Below are 17012 nucleotides of genomic sequence, written 5' to 3' on the forward strand. Positions count from 1 at the left end.
ACAAGCCTTTACAGCGGTGTTGTCAATCGCCTTCGCCGGGCTCGGCGGAGAAGTATTTCTCGAATTTGCCGGCCTCGCCGTCGAAGCTCTTGGCGTCGGCCGGCGGCTCCTTCTTGGCGGTGATGTTGGGCCATTTATCGGCATATTCGGTGTTGATCTGCAGCCATTTGTCGAGGCCGGACTCGGTGTCGGGCTTGATCGCGTCGGCCGGGCATTCCGGCTCGCAGACGCCGCAGTCGATGCACTCGTCGGGATGGATGACGAGCATGTTCTCGCCTTCGTAGAAACAGTCGACCGGACAGACCTCGATGCAGTCCATATATTTGCATTTGATGCAGTTGTCGGTCACGACATAGGTCATCGGTCGGCTCCGGGACGTCCCGTTTTTGTTGGCTTTTTCCGTGAGGTAACGCCTTTATGGGCTGCTTGCAAGGGTAGCCATTCCCGGCGGCGCCAGAGTTTGGGAAATTGAATTTCAGATCGGCGGTGCCAGGACGGTCCCACATCCCTTACCGACGTTGGTTTGCCGGTGCAAAATCTGTTTTGGTTGCCGTTGCCGCGGAAGAGCACATCCGCATTGATCGGCAGGCTCAATCTTCGTCGCGCAATCGGTCGGTCTGGCGACGCTCTTTTTTGGTGGGTCGGCCGCTGCCTGCCTGGCGCAGCGCCGGGATAGCATCGGGCGGGGCGTCGCCCTTCGGTGCGGGCGGAGGCGACATGTCTTGATAAAGAGTGCGGGCTTCCTCGGACGGGCCGCGCCGCGCGCCAGCGCCGAGCACCTTCCAGACGAAAATACGCCGGTCGAGCGTGATGGTCAGCACGTCGCCTGGCTTGACCAGATCGGAGGCCTGCGCTGCTTTGTCGCGATTGATGCGCACGCGGCCGGCGACCACCAATTTGGCCGCCAGCGAGCGCGATTTCACCGCGCGCGAGAAGAACAGCCATTTGTCGATGCGCTGACGGCCTTCAGCAACCATCGAAGCGAGTTTACTTCTTCAATTGGTCGCGCAAGGCGGCGAGCTTGGCGAAGGGCGAGTCCGGATCGAAACGCACCGGGCGCTCCTCGCGGGGCTTGGGCTGGAAAGCGGGCTTTCCGCCGCGATCGGCACCCTTGCCTTCCGGCCTGCCGCCCTTCCAGTCTGGCCGGCCTTCTCGGCGCTCGGGACGCTCGCCCTGCGGGCGGCCGTCGCGGCGCTCAGCGCCCTCAGCTTGCGGCTTGGGCTTGAACTTCGAGCGGTCGAAGCGCGGCTTTCCGGCGCCGTCGCGGCGCCCTTCGTGCGCGGGACGGTCCGCGGGCGCGGCTGCTGCCTGTTCGCCGCCGGCCGGCGCGTTGCTTCGGCCGCGCGCCTGTCCGTTTTGCGGCCGGTTGTTGCGGCCGTCGCGATGACGCGGACGCTGGTCGAAGCGACCTTGGCGCCACAGCAGGATCGGCTTTGGCGCTTCGGCTTCCGGCACGGGTTCGCCGGCGGCTTCCGCCACTGCAGCCGGTTCGGCGGCTTCCGTCGACGCGGAGGCTTCGACGGCGGGCTCCGCCGCTGCGGTTTCCTCGGTGGGCTCGGCAGTTTCAGGTTCGGCCCGCTGCTCAACTGGCGCCGGCTCGGCGGCTTCAACAGCGGCTTCGGCTACAGGTTCCTCCGCAACTTCAGCGGTGGCTTCCGCCTGCTCTTGCGCGACAGCTTCCACCGGCGCGTCGGCGGCGACTTCGGCTGGAACCTCCGTCTCCACGTCGGTTGCCGCATCCGGCACCAGTTCGGCTCCCTCGGCGGCCGACTCTTCCGCCGCCTTGGCTTGTTCCGCGCGGGCTGCTTCTTCGGCTGCCTGCCTGGCCGCGGCGGCTTCCCGCGCGGCATTGTCCTGCGCTTCCAGCCGTGCCTTGACTTCCGCGGCCGGCTTCGGCTCGGCGCGATAGCCAAGCCCCTTGAGGATCTCTTCCATGTCGTCGGCGGTGGCGCCAAGGATCGACATCATCGGCGGCGTCACCATGAAGGACTGGCCGTCATAGGCGCCGTCCGGACGCTGGCCAAGGCCGGGCTTCCAGTTGGTCGCCGGGCGGATCAGGTCGGCCAGCCGCTCCAGAATGTCGATGCGCACGGCGCGGCGGCCGAGATTGCGGTAGCCAGCGAGCTTGTAGAAGGCCTTGTCGAAGGCCGGGTCGATGACAACAGAGGTGCGGCCCGACGCCAGCGCGTGGACGACGTCGCCGAAGCCTGGCTTGTCCTTGCCGTCGTTCTTCAACGCCCACAGCAGCGTCACCAGCCCGGCGGGTGCCGGCTTGATCAGCGCCGGCACGAACACGTGGTAGGCGCCGAAGCGGACGCCAAGCCGGCGCAGCGCCGCGCGGCCTTCCTGGTCCAAGGATTTCATCTCTTCGGCGATGTCACGACGGTTGATGAGGCCGAAATTCTCGACCAGCTGGAAAGCGATGCCACGGCCGATGCCGGAAATCTGCTCGGCATTTTTCAGATCGACCAGCGGCTTCAACAACGACTCGATCTGGAAATTGACGAAGCGTTCGGCTCGCGCCGCGACCTTGTCGCGCGCCGGACCCGTCAGCTGTTCGTCAGCCAGCAACACCAGGCGCGGCTTCAGCGCGTCTTCGCCCGAGACCAGCGTGCCTATCGGCGCGCCGATCCAGCGCAGCGTGCCGTCCGAACCGAGCGCGAGATCGCCATTGGCGCAGGCGCCGAAGCGCTCCGCGCGTGCCTCGAACTCGGCGGCAAGCGCTTTTTGCGCGGCAGTGCGCACGGCCTTGGCGTCTTCGCCGCCGGCGGTCTGGTCGGCGGTGAAGCGGAACCCTTGCAACTCGCCGACATGATGGCCTTCGACAAGGACGGTTCCGGTAGGACTGATTTCGGCTTCAGGCATGGTATTTTCTCTAAGGCGCCGCATGAGGACGGAAGTCCTGCGGTCTACGAAGCGTTTCGTCAACCGCTCATGCAGCGCATCCGACAATCTGTCTTCGATTTCGCGCGTCTTTTCCTGCCAGTGTGCCTGATCGGCCAGCCAGCCGGGCCGGTTCGACACGAATGTCCAGGTGCGGATCTGGGCGATGCGGTGCGACAGCGTGTCGATGTCGCCCTCGGTGGTGTCGGCGCGGCGCACCTGTTCGGCCATGTAGTTCTCGTCGACATGGCCCTGCCGGGCGAGATCCATGTAGATCGAGGCGATGAGGTCGGCATGCTGGGCAGGCGCGATCTTGCGATAGTCGGGCAGGGCGCAGGCTTCCCACAGCAGCGCCACGCGCTTGGCGTTGGTGGCGAGCGCGCGGATGTCTTCGTCGCGGGAGAGATGTTCGAGCGCTTGCGCATCGACGGCCGGCAGCGCGCGTGTCAGGCCCTCGACCGGGGCGTTGGTCTCGATCGAGCGCTTCAGCGCATCGAGGCTGGCGAAATCGAATTGGGCGGTGCGCCACTGCAGCACCTTCACCGGGTCGAAGTCATGGCCCTCGATCTTCTGGACGAGGTCCTCGTCCAGCGGATCGACCTGGCCGGTGACGCCGAACGTCCCGTCGCGCAGATGCCGGCCGGCGCGGCCGGCGATCTGGCCGAGTTCGGCCGCCGTCAGATTGCGGTACTGGTAGCCGTCGAACTTGCGGTTCTGGGCGAAGGCGACATGGTCGAGGTCGAGGTTGAGGCCCATGCCGATCGCATCGGTGGCAATGAGATAGTCGACATCGCCCGACTGGAACAGCGCCACCTGAGCATTGCGGGTGCGGGGCGACAGCGCCCCGAGCACGACGGCCGCACCACCCTGCTGGCGGCGGATGAGTTCGGCGATGGCATAGACCTCGTCGGCGGAGAAGGCGACGATCGCGGTGCGCCGTGGCAGGCGGGTCAGTTTCTTGGAGCCGGCATAGGCCAGATGCGACAGCCGCGGCCGCGTCACTACCGAGACGCCCTTCAGCAAGCGCTGCAGGATACCGTGCATGGTGGCGGCACCAAGCAGCAGCGTCTCCTGACGGCCGCGCAGATGCAGGATGCGATCGGTGAAGATATGGCCGCGTTCGAGGTCGCCGGCCAGTTGCACCTCGTCGATGGCAACAAAGGCGGCGTCGGTTTCACGCGGCATGGCTTCGACGGTGCAGACCGAATATCTGGCGCCCGGCGGCTGGATCTTCTCCTCGCCGGTGATCAGCGCCACTTTGTTGGCACCGACCTTTTCGCAGACGCGCGTGTAGACCTCGCGGGCCAGCAGCCTCAGCGGCAGGCCGATGACACCGGTTTCGTGCGCCACCATCCGCTCGATGGCGAGATGGGTCTTGCCAGTATTGGTCGGCCCAAGCACGGCGGTCACGTCGCGGCCCGACAGGATCAGCGGCTCGGTGTGTTTCGGCTGGATGTTCATCGGCTCGGAAATTAGGCTTTCTGGCCTCTCGTGGTCGGGAGCGTGCCAGGACGGCGCGTATGACAGCCGACACATAGGGATTTCGGGCGCGAAGCGAAAGCAGAATGTTCCGGCAGGGTTCCGGAGACGCCCGCCTCACTCCGCAAATCAGCCCCTGCTTAACAGTTGGAACGAGTCTGGAACGAATCAGCGACGAATCGGCGACTCCGTCAGATTCAGCTTTTGTTCACGGCTAGATATGGATTTCGTGACCACGAGTTTCACCACATGCTGAATCACCGAACTGGCCCGTTTTATGCTAGGCGGGTCCTGCCGTTAACTCTCGCCGGGAACGATGAGGGCGATTCGGTGTGCGCCCTGTTAAACTTATGAAACTGTTAATCTTTCTAAACTCGACGTTAAAGAATAGCAGCTTATCGCGGCCATTAATCTTAACATTGGGCTCAAAGCCGGAACGAATCGGCGACAAAGCAGCGCCGGCCATATTTTCTCTTTTTGTTCCCTCAATATCTTGTCTTGTGAACAGCTTATCCACCGAGAATCCACAGGCTTAATCACAGGGTTCGCGCAGACGCGCCTACCGGCATTAACCTTTGCGTGCCGGATTGGGGCATTGCGTCACAGCGGCGTCTTCCAAGAGTCAGGCGCCATTTGGAAGCGGACCGATTTTCCGGTCCGCTTATCGCAGGGCACGCATGGATCCGCAGCGTTGGACTGCGCGAGCAGACGTCTCAGACGAAGTACTGGCCGCCATTGGCGGTGAGGGTCGAGCCGGTGATGAAGCCGGCATCTTGCGAAGCGAGGAAGACCACGCAGCGCGCGATCTCTTCCGGTTCGCCAAGGCGGCCGACCGGGATTTGCGGGATGATGCGCTCGTTGAGCACCTTTTCGTCGATTGCCTTGACCATCTCGGTGGCGATGTAGCCAGGGCAGATGACGTTGACGGTGATGCCCGCGCGGGCGCCTTCCTGGGCGAGCGCCTTCGAGAAGCCGATGTCGCCGGCCTTGGCGGCGGAGTAATTGACCTGACCGGCCTGGCCCTTCTGGCCGTTGATCGAGGAGATGGTGATGATGCGGCCGAACTTGCGGTCGCGCATGCCTCCCCACAGCGGATGGGTCATATTGAAGACACCGGACAGATTGGTATCGATCACCTCTTTCCACTGCTCGCGGGTGATCTTGTGGAACATGGCGTCGCGGGTGATGCCGGCATTGTTGACCAGCACCGAGACAGGGCCGAGGTCGGCCTCGACTTGTTTGATACCGGCCGCGCAAGCGTCATAGTCGGCGACCGACCATTTGTAGACCGGAATGCCGGTCTGCGCCTTGAACTTCGCCGCCGCCTCGTCGTTGCCGGCGTAGTTCGCGGCAACCGAATAGCCGGCGTTCTTCAAAGCGATCGAGATCGCCGCGCCGATGCCACGCGATCCACCCGTGACGATTGCAACCTTGGTCATGCATTTCCCCTTTTTGAAATCGCCCTGTTGTCGGGCTTGGCAGGCACTGGATTTACGACAGGAACCACATGTGAAACGGGCGGCTTGCGCCGCCCGTCCTATCAGAAGGCCTCCACGCACATGGCGACGCCCATGCCGCCGCCGATGCATAGGGTGGCCAGCCCCTTCTTGGCGCCGCGTCGGCGCATTTCGAAGACCAGCGTGTTGAAGATGCGGGCGCCCGAGGCGCCGATCGGGTGGCCGATGGCGATGGCGCCGCCATTGACGTTGACGATCGAGGGATCCCAGCCCATGTCCTTGTTGACGGCGCAGGCCTGTGCGGCGAACGCCTCATTGGCCTCGACAAGGTCGAGATCCCCTGCCGACCAGCCGGCCCGTTCCAAGGCCTTGCGTGAAGCGGGAATGGGTCCGGTGCCCATGATCGCCGGATCGACGCCGGCGGTCGCCCAGGAGGCGATGCGCGCCAGCGGGGTGATGCCACGCCTTGCGGCTTCCGCTTCGCTCATCAGCAGCGCGCCGGCGGCACCGTCATTGATGCCGGAGGCATTGGCGGCGGTCACCGTGCCATCCTTGTCGAAGGCCGGCTTCAGCTTGGTCATGGCATCGATCGTGGCGCCGTGGCGGATGTATTCGTCCTGATCGACAACCGTGTCGCCCTTCTTGCCCTTGATGGTGAAGGCGACGATCTCGTCCTTGAACTTGCCCGCCTTCTGCGCGGCCTCGGCCTTGTTCTGCGAGGCCAGTGCGAACTGGTCCTGGTCGTCGCGGGTGATCTGGAACTGGCGGGCGACGTTCTCGGCGGTGTTGCCCATGTGGTAGCCATTGAAGGCGTCCCACAGCCCGTCCTTGATCATGGTGTCGATCATCTTGTAGTCGCCCATCTTGACGCCGGCGCGCAGGTGCTCGGCGTGCGGCGACAGCGACATCGATTCCTGGCCGCCGGCAATGATCACCTTGGCGTCGCCGGTGGCGATCTGCTGCATGCCGAGCGCGATGGCGCGCAGGCCCGAACCGCAAACCTGGTTGAGGCCCCAGGCGGTGGTCTCCTTGGGCAGTCCGGCAAGGATCGAGGCCTGGCGGGCCGGGTTCTGGCCTTGCGCTGCGGTCAGCACCTGGCCGAGGATGACCTCGTCGATCTCGGCCGGTTCGACCCCGGCACGCGCCAAAAGTTCCTGCACGACGACGGCGCCGAGCTCATGCGCGGGCGTGGCGGCGAAGGCGCCGTTGAAGGAGCCTACAGCCGTGCGCGCCGCGCTGGCAATGACAATGGAAGCGGACATTTTCTTCTCCAGACTTCAAGGGTGTTGTTGTGCCGTTGAGGACTTTTTTGCCCTTTCCCACCCCCAAGTCAAACCGGAAATCGGCATGGCGCCGATGCGCCGCAAGCGGGCCGCGCATCGTGGTGTCGGCGGTCCGGTCGCTGCCGCGCAGCATATTTTGCCTGCTATGCAGCATTATATGATCCCGCAGTGCACAAACTGCTTGGAATTGTAGGGCTTTTGCGCATATCCTCAAAAAGGGCGCAATCGTTACCGGCTGCTTACTCAGGCGTGCCGGGATCCGGGGAGGATGCAGATGGCCGCAAAAGACGACCCTATCATTATCAAGAAATACGCCAATCGCCGCCTCTATAATACGGGGACGAGTACGTATGTGACGCTCGAGGATCTGGCCGAGATGGTCAAGAAGGGCGAGGAGTTCACCGTCCAGGACGCCAAGACCGGCGACGACATCACGCATCCGGTGCTGACCCAGATCATCTTCGAGCTGGAGAACAAGGACGGGCAGAACATGCTGCCGATCCCGTTCCTGCGCCAGCTGATCGCCTTCTACGGCGACCAGATGCAGATGATCGTGCCGAGTTTCCTCGAGCAATCGATGATCGCCTTCTCCAAGGAACAAGAGCGGTTCCGCGAGCAGATGAAGGGCGCCATCGGCAAGTCGCCACTGGACGTGATGAAGATGGCGACGCCGATCAAGGCGCTGGAAGAACAGACGCGCCGAAACATGGAAATGTTCCAGAACGCGATGCGGCTGTTCACGCCTTTTCCGCCCGCCGGCTCGGCACCGGCAGCGGCCCCCGCCGAGCCGGCCAGGAAGGAAGCGCCGGAGAAGTCCGACGATCTGCAGCAGTTGAAGGACCAGATCGCGGCCATGCAGCGCAAGCTCGATACGATGTCGTGAGCGCATAGCGCTCACGCGATTTACGGCAGCAATCCCTCATAGCGGCCGCGCGGCCGGATGATGCTGCCGGTCACGATCTGTTCGACCAGATGTGCCGCCCAGCCGACGCTGCGTCCAAGCGCGAAGAGGTGGAACGGTGCATCGCGCGGCAAGCCAAGGCTGCGCGCCAGCACGGCCAGGGCAAAATCGATATTCGGTTGGGCGCCGGTCGCCGCCATGGCGGCGGTTTCCAGCGACCGCAATGTTTCATCGGTGTTGTCGAAGGCCGCCAGAAGCGCCGTGGCCCGGGGATCGCCCTCGGGATAGAGCTGGTGGCCGAATCCCGGCAGTGGCCGGTCGTGGCCAAGCCAGTGCCGGATCGCGGCATCGGCACCATGCCGTCCCGCGTCTTCGGCGAGTTGCATCACGGCTTCGCCGGCGCCGCCGTGGCGGGGACCTGACAGTGTCGTCAGGCCGGCCAGCAGACAAGCGGCGGGCGAGGCTCCGGTCGAGGCGGCGACGCGGGCCGCGAAGGTCGACGCGTTGAGTTCGTGATCGGCAAGCAGCACAAGCGCACGCCGGATCGCATCCGCGCCTTCATCGTCCACCGACCAGCCCCGCGCCAATCGCTGGTGCACCGGTTCCGGCCCCGCCTCGGCACCGAGGGCGCTGGCCAGCACACCGATCGCGCGTGCGGCATCAGTGCACAGCGAGGCAGCATTTCGTCCAAGCGAAGACCGCGCCAGGCCGGCAAGCAAAGCGAGTTGCACGAACGCCTGGGCGCGGCCGGTCGGGCGCGGCGCATCTGGTGGCGATGCTTCGAAATGGACCGGGCCGGACAGAGCCCAGAGCAGTCCAGCGGTTTCTTCCAGCGTGGCATGGTCGGACAGCGCAACGGCATCCCGGCCCCGATAGATGAGGTTGCCGTGCCAGACGGTCGAGATCGCGGTGACGAGCGACGGCTCGCCCCAGGCGATCGCGCTTTCGGCAATGGCCGAGGGGCTGCGCCCGCGCGCCCTTCGCGTTGCCAGCGCCGCGATGTCGTCGGCGCGGTACTGGCTGCGGCGCGGATCGGCCCGATCCGGGCGCATGCCGATGCGGCCGCGGCTGACATAGGCATAGAGCGTCTGCGGCCTCACCCGGAGCCTTTCCAGCGCCTCTTCCCGCGACAACCATTCGGACATATCGAGCTCGGATATTGATTCTATTGATCAAGATTGATGCTTATGGCGCCCATCCTTATCTCCCACCAGGAAAAGCTTCAAGGAGACAAGGCCATGGCGAACGGGCTCGATGAGGTGGTGGCGGCCGAAACCGTGCTGTCCGACGTGGATGGCCTGGGCGGCCGCCTGACGATCCGAGGCCATTCGCTTGGGGACTTGGCTGGACGATGGAGTTACGCCCGGGTCGTCCGCCTGCTGCTGGACGGCTTCTTCGACGATCTGCCCGGTGACGCCGAACTGGCGGCAAGGTTAGGCGGGGCACGCACCGAGGTCTTCGACCGGCTCGCGCCTTCGCTGCGCCTGCTGGCGCCGCTCGAAATCTACAGCGCCATGCGCGCCGGCATGGCCTTGCTGCCGGATGGCGAAACGCTGGCGGACGCCTTGCGGCTGATCGCTGCGCCGGCGGTGCTGACACCGGCCTTGCTGCGCCTGCGGCGCGGCGAGCAGCCGATCGCACCCGACGGCAAGGCGGATCATGCCACCGACATGTTGCGGATGCTCAGGGGATCGGTCCCGTCGCCGGCATTGGCAAACGCGCTCGACACGTATCTGGTGACCGTTTGCGATCATGGCCTCAATGCCTCGACCTTCGCCACCCGCGTCGTCGCTTCGACCCTGGCGGGCCTGACATCGTCGGTGCTAGCCGGGCTTGGAGCGCTCAAGGGGCCGCTGCATGGCGGCGCGCCCGGCCCGGTCATCGAGATGCTCGACGCCATCGCCGCGCATGGCGATGCGGCCACCTGGCTGCGCGACGAGATCGCGCATGGCGAACGCATCATGGGCTTCGGTCACCGCATCTACCGCGTGCGCGATCCGCGTGCCGATGTCCTGAAAGCGGTGGTGCGCAAGCTTGGCGGTGAGGGCGACACCGGCAGGCGGCTGGCTTTCGCCGAGACGGTCGAGCAAACCGCGCTCGACGTGCTCCGGGTCGCCAAGCCGCAGCGTTCGCTGCAGACCAATGTCGAATTCTACACCGCACTGGTGCTGGAAGCGGCAGGGTTTCCGCCCGAGGCGTTCAGCAATGTCTTCGCAGCCGGACGCGTCGCCGGGTGGGTCGCGCACGCGCGCGAGCAGCAGACCACCGGACGGCTGATCCGTCCGCAGTCACGCTATATCGGGCCTGTGCCGGACCTCGTCGCCTAGCTCCCATTTGCCTGGCTTCATGTCTGTTTCGAAAGCCGCGGTCTCTCCGCATGCAGCGATTGGCTTTCGCATGACCGAAATTTCATGTGATCACGCGAGCGTGTTCGTGTTCTTGCCTTGGCCCATCCTTATATGCTGCACTGCAACATAAGCTGGCGATAGCTGCTTCCTTCGAATGACGTGGGGGGCGGGCTGGCGTATCAGGATGACAGGAACGCCATGACGAAGAACGGCAAGGCGGAGGAAAAGAAGAAGATCAACATCGCTCTCCAGGGTGGCGGCTCGCATGGCGCCTTTTCCTGGGGCGTGCTCGACCGGCTGCTGGAGGATGGCAGGCTGGAGATATCGGCGGTGTCCGGTACCAGTGCCGGCGCGATGAACGCGGTGGCGCTGGCTGACGGTTTTGTCAGAGGCGGGGTCGAGGGCGCGCGCAAGAAGCTGGACGATTTCTGGCGCGCGGTGGCGGCGAAGGGACGGTTCAGCCCGGTGCAACGCATGCCGTGGGATGTCGCCTGGGGCAATTGGTCGATCGAGAACACGCCGGGCTATGTCTTCTTCGACACCATGTCGCGGGTATTCTCGCCCTATGTCGCCAACCCGCTCGGCCTCAATCCGCTGCGCGACGTCGTCGCGCGGGAGATCGATTTCGGGAATGTCCATGCCTGCAAGCCGATGGAACTGTTCATCTCCGCCACCAATGTCGAGACAGGGCAGTTGCGAGTGTTTTCCGATGGCGAGATCGATCTCGACACAGTGATGGCCTCGGCCTGCCTGCCGCAATTGTTCCGTGCTGTCGAGATCAAGGGCGTGCCCTATTGGGATGGTGGCTATGGCGGCAATCCGGCGCTCTATCCATTCTTCAAGACGGCGGCGACCGAGGACGTGCTTCTGGTGCAGATCAACCCGGTGGTGCGCGAGGGAACACCGAGAAGCGCCAACGAGATCCAGAACCGCATCGACGAGATCACCTTCAATGCCGGGCTGCTGCGCGAATTCCGCTCGATCGCCTTCGTCAAGGAACTGATCGCCGCCGGGCGTCTGCCGCATGGCGAATACCGGGACATCCGCATGCACCGCATCGATGCCGACGAGGCGTTCAAGGGCCTGTCGGCATCCTCGAAGGTCAATGCCGAATGGGCCTTCCTGACCTATCTGCGCGACCTCGGCCGCACCGCCGCCAGCGACTGGCTTGAAGAGAATTACGCTGCCGTCGGCAAGCATGCCACGCTCGATCTCTCGGGCGAACTCGACGACGGTTTCAAGCCGGTCCGCGGTCCAGCACCGGGCCGTCGCGTGAAGGAGTTTCTCGCCGTTCGCAAGAATCCGGAGGCAGAGCGCCGTCGGGCCTGAGCCCGCCGGCGGCATGGCGGGGTCTCCGCAGCAGCGCGTAGTCCAGCGCTGCTGGCGTGACAGCAACCTTGGCGTGCGGAAGAGCCGTCATCATGCTGACGCCTGTTGCCACCAACGGTCAGATGACGCCGGGCGGAAGACGTCCGAAGGGATCGGGCGCAATGCTCGACCCGAATTGCGAATGGGACGAAACACACCCGGTGTTCCCGCACCTGTCTCGTGCCGAGCCCTATGTCGCGCGTATCGCGACGCGATGGTCCAAGGCGTAAGAATGCGGGCGCGTTGAGTTTTTCAGCATCAGGTTCGACCTCGGGCCTTGGCGGCGGCAAACCTGACCTGAAAGGTTGCCGTGCCTTTTTTCGAACAATTCCAGCCCTTTAGTCGAGTGTTATGGTGTCTCGACCATTGCCTCTCGCCGATCACACTGACGCGGATCGTCGGTTTGTGCCTGCACTTCGATCGGCGACGCAATGCGGATCGCGGCTATATTTCGGAGACGGCCGGACGGGCCTGTGGCGAGCCGCGCTGGTCTCCGGTGGACGATGTTTCAGAGCCGGATTGTGAGCCGGCGGCCGGCTTCACCAAGTAGCCTGGCAAGTGACGAAGTACCGTTTCATGGCGGCCACACCTTGTTCGGCTACGCAATGCTGCTGCAACTTTGGGACTATATTGCGATGCAACTTTGATGTAGAAGCGCGCTCGCCGATCACGGCAATTTGAACATGGTCAAGCGCGCACCCATATCGGCGACGCGCCCGCGTCATCAGACGCGGTGCTGGCCGAACCCGCAGTGGAAAAATGACGATGCCTAAAATCAGGTTTCACAAGCTTGCAGCCATTGTTGTGCTCATCGGTTTCGCGGCGTGGATGGGGACAGGCGAGTTCTCGTCGGTCGGCAGCGTAGCGGCGAACAAGGCCAAGGCAGCCGAAGTCGAGCAGGGCAAGACGCCGGACGCGAGCAAGCCGAAGACGGCGGAAGCCGAACCGAAGGCCCCGTTGCGTACCGTCGCTGTGGTGACGCCGCCGCGAAAGACCTATGCGCGCGCCATCCGCATTTCCGGGCTGACCGAAGCCGACAAGCGCGCGGTGCTGGCAACCCGCGTCGCCGGCGTCATCGACAAGCTGCCGGTCAAGCAGGGCGACCACGTCAAGACCGGCGACCTGGTGCTGATGCTCGCCGCCGAGGAAAAGATCTCGATGGTCGACAACGCCAAGCAGCTTGTGGCGCAGCGCAAGGCCGAACTCGACGCCGCCGAGCGTCTGGCCAAGACAGGCAATTTGCCGAAGCTGCAGCTCGACACCGCCCGCTCCAACCTGACCCAGGCGCAATCGCAGCTGGACACCGCACAGGCCGAGCTCGACCGCAACGAAGTGAAGGCGCCGTTCGACGGCGTCATCGACCGGATGCCGGTGGAACTCGGCAGCTCCGTCATGCAGGGCGGCGAGGTGGCGACGATCCTCAAGCTCGATCCGGTGATCGCGCGCGGCGAAATCAGCGAGCGCGACCTCGGCTATCTCAAGATCGGCGACAAGGCCAGCGTTCGGCTGGTCAGCGGCCAGACCGTCGAAGGCACCGTGCGCTATATCAGCCGCGACGCCTCGTCGGCGACCCGCACCTTCCGAGTCGAGATTGCCATCCCCAATGCCGATGGCTCGGTGCCGGCCGGCATGACGGCCGAAATCCGGCTCAGCGCGCTGCCGACCGACGCGGTGCTTTTGCCGCGCTCGGTGGTGACGCTCGGCGACAAGGGCGACCTCGGCATCCGCGCCGTCGGAAAGGACAACAAGGTGGCGTTCTTCCCGATCGATCTGGTCGACGATACGCCGACCGGTCTCGTGCTTGGCGGCATCCCGGCCGATGCGCGCATCATCGTTGCCGGCCAGGAACTGGTGAAGGAAGGCGACGAGGTCCATCCGGTCGAGGCCGATCAGGCGACCATCAAAAAACTGATCGGCGAAGCCACCGCCGGGACGCAGTAGCGCATGGGCGCCGGCGCCGGGCCTTGTCCGGCGACAGCATGTCCGTTCGCCACTCCCGAAAGCAACAGCAGGCATAAGTCATGGATATCGTCAGACTCGCAATCAACAATGCCCGCCTGACCATCTCGGTCCTGGTCTTCCTGCTGATTGCAGGCTGGGTCGCCTATCAATCGACACCGAAGGAAGCGGAACCCGACGTTCCGATTCCGATGATGTATGTCAGCCTGATCTATCAAGGCATTTCGCCGGAGGATTCCGAGCGTCTTCTGCTGCGGCCGATGGAAAGCAAGTTGAAAAGCCTGAAGGGCCTCAAGGAGATGCGCTCGGCCGCCTTCCAGGGCGGCGGCTACGTTCTGGTCGAGTTCCAGCCGCAGACGAACCTGGCGACGGCACTGCAGGACACACGCTCCAAGGTGCAGGACGGCAAGGCCGACCTGCCGCAGGCGGCCGAGGAGCCTGTCGTCACGGAGGTCAACATTTCCGAATTTCCGGTGCTCGTCGTCACGCTGTCCGGCGAATTGCCCGAACGCGTGCTGGCTGCCGCGGCGCGCGAACTGCGTGATCGCATCGAGGAAGTGCCCGGCGTGCTCGAAGGCTCGTTGCAGGGCTCGCGCGACGATCTGGTCGAGGTCGTCATCGATCCGATGAAGCTGTCGTCCTATGGCCTGCAGCTCGACCAGCTGATCGGCGCGGTCGGTGCTTCCAACAGCCTGGTCGCCGCCGGCAACATCGAGGGCTCGGAAGGCAAATATGCCGTCAAGGTGCCGTCGCTGATCGAGACACCCGAGGATGTGGCGGCACTTCCCGTGGTCGCCGGGCCCAATGCCGTGGTGCAGGCCAAGGACATCGCGACGATACGCTCGACCTTCGCCGACGCGACGACAATCACGCGCCTCAACGGCAAGCCGGCCATCGCCATCGAAGTCAAAAAGCGCATCGGCGCCAATCTGATCGATACGCTGACCAAGGTCAGGGAGGTGTCGGATGCCTTCGTCAAGACCATGCCCGAGGGCATGCACGTCACCTACACGCAGGACAAGTCGGTCTTCGTCAACCAGCTGCTGGGGGACTTGCAGAACCATGTGATGATCGCCGTCATCCTGGTGTTCATCGTCATCCTCTACGCGCTGTCCGGCCGTGCCTCGCTGCTGATTGGCCTGGCCATTCCGTCGTCCTTCCTAATCGGTATCCTGCTGCTTGCCATGATGGGCTACACGATCAACATGATCGTGCTGTTCAGCCTCATCCTGGCGGTCGGCATGCTGGTCGACGACGCCATCATCGTCACCGAGTTCGCCGAACGAAGGATGAGCGAAGGCATGCCGAAGCAGGAAGCCTTCGCGCTTGCCGCCAAGCGCATGGCCGGCCCGGTCATCGCCGCGACGATGACGCGTATCGCCGCCTTCTCGCCGCTGTTGTTCTGGCCCGGCATCATCGGCGATTTCATGAAGTACATGCCGATCACGCTGATCGTCACGCTGTCGGCCTCGATGCTCTATGCGCTGGTCTTCGCGCCGACGCTGGGCGCTATATTCGCCAAGGCGCCGCAGCATCACGAGGATGGCAATCGCGACGGCTGGTACATGGCTGTCGTCAAGCAGGCGGTGCGCTTTCCCATCACCGTGATGGTGCTCACCGTCGTCTTGCTGACCGGTATTTTCGTTGGCTATTCAAAGTACGGTGCCGGCGTCGAGTTTTTCCCGAGCGTCGAACCTGACTACGGCCTGCTTTACGTGCATGCCCGCGGCAACCTTTCGCTGGCCGAAATGGATACGGCGACCAAGATCGCCGAGAGCCGGTTGCTCGGGTGGCCTGGCGTGAAGTCGGTCTACACCCGCGTCGGCAAGACGCAGGGCGGCGGCCAGGACGTGCCCGAGGACGTCGTCGGCGTCATCCAGTACGAATTCATCGACTGGCGCGAACGCAAGTCCGCCAACCAGATCCTAAGCGATCTGCGCGGCGTGATGGCCGGCATTCCCGGGGTCGACGTGGAGGTGCGCGTGCCGGAAGCCGGTCCGCCGACCGGCAAACCGATCCAGATCAGGCTATCGGCCGTCGATCCAGCCGGCCTCGACGACAAGGCGCGCGCCGTCGCGGCGCGTATCGCCAAGGTGCCGGGCGTCATCGATATTTCCGATGGCCTGCCGCCGCCCGGCGTCGACTGGGCTCTCGAGGTCGACCGCGCCAAGGCCGCGCAATACGGCATCAGCCCGACTTCGGTCGGCACCGTGGTGCAGCTGGTGACGAACGGACTGAAGCTCTCCGAATACCGGCCTGCTGGTGCCGATGACGCCGTCGACATCCGCCTGCGTCTTCCGGAAGACCGGCGCACGCTGTCGACGCTGGACGAGCTCAGGGTGCAGACCTCGCAAGGGTCGGTGCCGATCTCAAACTTCGTCGTGCGCAAACCCGAGCCGACGGTCGGCATCCTCAACCGCATCGACGGTGCCCGAACCGTGGTGGTGCAGGCCAATGTTGCCGCCGGCCAACAGGTCGCGGCAGTCCAGCAGCAGGTCACTCAGGCCGTCACCGATATGAATCTGGGCAGCGGAATACGCTGGAAGCTCGCCGGATCGAACGAGGACAGCGCGGAAGCCAGCGCCTTCCTCAGCAAGGCCTTCGGCGCGGCGATCTTCCTGATCTTCTTGGTGCTGCTGGCGCAGTTCAACAAGTTCACCAGCGTATGGCTGGTGCTGTCCTGCGTGGTCATGGCGACAATCGGCGTGTTCCTTGGACTGCTGATCACGGGCGAGACGTTCGGCATCGTCATGTCGGGCATTGGCGTCATCGCGCTGGCCGGCGTGGTGGTGAACAACAACATCGTGTTGATCGACACCTACGACCGGTTGCGTGAGGAGGGCTGGGACAAGATGGACGCGGTGCTGCAGACCTGCCGCGAGCGTGCGCGACCGGTTGTGCTGACGGCGGTGTCGGCGATTCTCGGCGTGCTGCCGATCGCCTTCGGCCTTGGGCTCGAAATCTTCCATCACGAGACGACGATCAATGCGCCGTCGACGCAATGGTGGATTTCGCTGTCCTCCGCGATCGTCTTCGGCCTGTCCTTCGCCACCATTCTCACGCTGGTTGTGACGCCGTCGATGCTGATGGTGTTCACCCGCGCCAAGGTCAAGCCCGGCGCGCGACGCGGCTTAATCAGCCGTCTCTTCCGGCGCGGCCAGGGCGAGATATCGTCCCAAGGGCCTCTGGCAGATGTCGGCGCCGAGCCGGCAGTCAGCTTTCCGAAGGCGGCGGAATAGAGCATTTCGCAGGCCAAGCAACAAAGGCCGTCCGGGAACAACCGGGCGGCCTTTTGCATTGTTCCCTCGAATGCAACCAGACGGCGAGGGCTCAA

General features: G+C 64.2%; 14 protein-coding genes. 7 read left to right on the forward strand and 7 right to left on the reverse strand.

The window, feature by feature from the left end; genetic code table 11:
• Window positions 1-22 precede the first annotated feature (22 nt).
• From fdxA to FJ950_RS09920, 6 genes are all read right to left on the reverse strand, one after another.
• Complete coding sequence (gene fdxA, locus FJ950_RS09900; protein ID WP_015315302.1) at window positions 23-361, reverse strand: ferredoxin FdxA; 339 nt, start codon at window positions 359-361, stop codon at window positions 23-25.
• Between the two features lie 229 nt (window positions 362-590).
• Window positions 591-977 (reverse strand): RNA-binding S4 domain-containing protein, encoded by a 387-nt coding sequence (locus tag FJ950_RS09905; RefSeq protein WP_140616658.1) that lies wholly within the window; start codon window positions 975-977, stop codon window positions 591-593.
• Window positions 978-987: 10 nt separating this feature from the next.
• Complete coding sequence (locus FJ950_RS09910; RefSeq protein ID WP_140616659.1) at window positions 988-4344, reverse strand: helicase-related protein; 3357 nt, start codon at window positions 4342-4344, stop codon at window positions 988-990.
• A gap of 298 nt (window positions 4345-4642) precedes the next feature.
• Window positions 4643-4879: a hypothetical protein gene (locus FJ950_RS29465; RefSeq protein ID WP_181171148.1), complete on the reverse strand. Its 237-nt coding sequence runs from the start codon at window positions 4877-4879 to the stop codon at window positions 4643-4645.
• 196 nt (window positions 4880-5075) lie between these two features.
• Window positions 5076-5801 (reverse strand): acetoacetyl-CoA reductase, encoded by a 726-nt coding sequence (phbB, locus tag FJ950_RS09915; protein WP_140616660.1) that lies wholly within the window; start codon window positions 5799-5801, stop codon window positions 5076-5078.
• 101 nt (window positions 5802-5902) lie between these two features.
• Entirely contained in the window at window positions 5903-7081 is a 1179-nt protein-coding gene (locus FJ950_RS09920; protein ID WP_015315306.1) for an acetyl-CoA C-acetyltransferase, read from the reverse strand.
• On the opposite strand from FJ950_RS09920, the gene FJ950_RS09925 reads away from it, so the two are divergent.
• Window positions 7068-7295 (forward strand): hypothetical protein, encoded by a 228-nt coding sequence (locus FJ950_RS09925; protein ID WP_140616661.1) that lies wholly within the window; start codon window positions 7068-7070, stop codon window positions 7293-7295. The genes FJ950_RS09920 and FJ950_RS09925 overlap by 14 nt on opposite strands.
• Before the next feature lie 81 nt (window positions 7296-7376).
• Window positions 7377-7985, forward strand: coding sequence for a polyhydroxyalkanoate synthesis repressor PhaR (gene phaR, locus FJ950_RS09930; RefSeq protein ID WP_015315307.1), 609 nt, complete (start codon window positions 7377-7379; stop codon window positions 7983-7985).
• Window positions 7986-8005: 20 nt separating this feature from the next.
• On the opposite strand, the gene FJ950_RS09935 is transcribed toward phaR, so the two are convergent.
• A complete protein-coding gene (locus FJ950_RS09935; protein WP_140616662.1) occupies window positions 8006-9148 on the reverse strand; it encodes a citrate synthase in 1143 nt (380 codons plus the stop codon).
• A gap of 93 nt (window positions 9149-9241) precedes the next feature.
• Here FJ950_RS09935 and FJ950_RS09940 point away from each other — a divergent pair, with 93 nt between their 5' ends.
• The 5 genes from FJ950_RS09940 (at window position 9242) to FJ950_RS09955 (ending at window position 16917) form a co-directional block, all read left to right on the forward strand.
• Window positions 9242-10330: a citrate synthase/methylcitrate synthase gene (locus FJ950_RS09940; protein WP_140616663.1), complete on the forward strand. Its 1089-nt coding sequence runs from the start codon at window positions 9242-9244 to the stop codon at window positions 10328-10330.
• A gap of 219 nt (window positions 10331-10549) precedes the next feature.
• On the forward strand, window positions 10550-11680 hold the full coding sequence (locus FJ950_RS09945) for a patatin-like phospholipase family protein (protein WP_140616664.1): 1131 nt from the start codon (window positions 10550-10552) through the stop codon (window positions 11678-11680).
• A gap of 92 nt (window positions 11681-11772) precedes the next feature.
• Window positions 11773-11949, forward strand: a complete 177-nt coding sequence (locus FJ950_RS29470) for a hypothetical protein (protein ID WP_181171150.1) — start codon at window positions 11773-11775, stop codon at window positions 11947-11949.
• 535 nt (window positions 11950-12484) lie between these two features.
• Entirely contained in the window at window positions 12485-13660 is a 1176-nt protein-coding gene (locus tag FJ950_RS09950) for an efflux RND transporter periplasmic adaptor subunit (protein WP_140616665.1), read from the forward strand.
• An 80-nt stretch (window positions 13661-13740) separates the two neighbouring features.
• Window positions 13741-16917 (forward strand): efflux RND transporter permease subunit, encoded by a 3177-nt coding sequence (locus tag FJ950_RS09955; RefSeq protein ID WP_015315311.1) that lies wholly within the window; start codon window positions 13741-13743, stop codon window positions 16915-16917.
• Window positions 16918-17012 lie beyond the last annotated feature (95 nt).

Origin of the sequence: Mesorhizobium sp. B2-3-14, assembly GCF_006442175.1 — a bacterium.
In the GTDB taxonomy this organism is placed as follows: domain Bacteria; phylum Pseudomonadota; class Alphaproteobacteria; order Rhizobiales; family Rhizobiaceae; genus Mesorhizobium; species Mesorhizobium australicum.

Excerpts from the sequence above, each read along its gene's own strand:
- FJ950_RS09940 (WP_140616663.1), top strand. The coding sequence starts at position 9,242 with ATGGCGAACGGGCTCGATGAGGTGGTGGCGGCCGAAACCGTGCTGTCC.
- FJ950_RS09955 (WP_015315311.1), top strand. The coding sequence starts at position 13,741 with ATGGATATCGTCAGACTCGCAATCAACAATGCCCGCCTGACCATCTCG.
- FJ950_RS09920 (WP_015315306.1), bottom strand. The coding sequence starts at position 7,081 with ATGTCCGCTTCCATTGTCATTGCCAGCGCGGCGCGCACGGCTGTAGGC.
- fdxA (WP_015315302.1), bottom strand. The coding sequence starts at position 361 with ATGACCTATGTCGTGACCGACAACTGCATCAAATGCAAATATATGGAC.
- FJ950_RS09925 (WP_140616661.1), top strand. The coding sequence starts at position 7,068 with ATGGAAGCGGACATTTTCTTCTCCAGACTTCAAGGGTGTTGTTGTGCC.
- FJ950_RS09935 (WP_140616662.1), bottom strand. The coding sequence starts at position 9,148 with ATGTCCGAATGGTTGTCGCGGGAAGAGGCGCTGGAAAGGCTCCGGGTG.
- FJ950_RS09910 (WP_140616659.1), bottom strand. The coding sequence starts at position 4,344 with ATGAACATCCAGCCGAAACACACCGAGCCGCTGATCCTGTCGGGCCGC.
- phbB (WP_140616660.1), bottom strand. The coding sequence starts at position 5,801 with ATGACCAAGGTTGCAATCGTCACGGGTGGATCGCGTGGCATCGGCGCG.
- FJ950_RS09905 (WP_140616658.1), bottom strand. The coding sequence starts at position 977 with ATGGTTGCTGAAGGCCGTCAGCGCATCGACAAATGGCTGTTCTTCTCG.
- FJ950_RS09945 (WP_140616664.1), top strand. The coding sequence starts at position 10,550 with ATGACGAAGAACGGCAAGGCGGAGGAAAAGAAGAAGATCAACATCGCT.
- phaR (WP_015315307.1), top strand. The coding sequence starts at position 7,377 with ATGGCCGCAAAAGACGACCCTATCATTATCAAGAAATACGCCAATCGC.
- FJ950_RS09950 (WP_140616665.1), top strand. The coding sequence starts at position 12,485 with ATGCCTAAAATCAGGTTTCACAAGCTTGCAGCCATTGTTGTGCTCATC.
- FJ950_RS29470 (WP_181171150.1), top strand. The coding sequence starts at position 11,773 with ATGCTGACGCCTGTTGCCACCAACGGTCAGATGACGCCGGGCGGAAGA.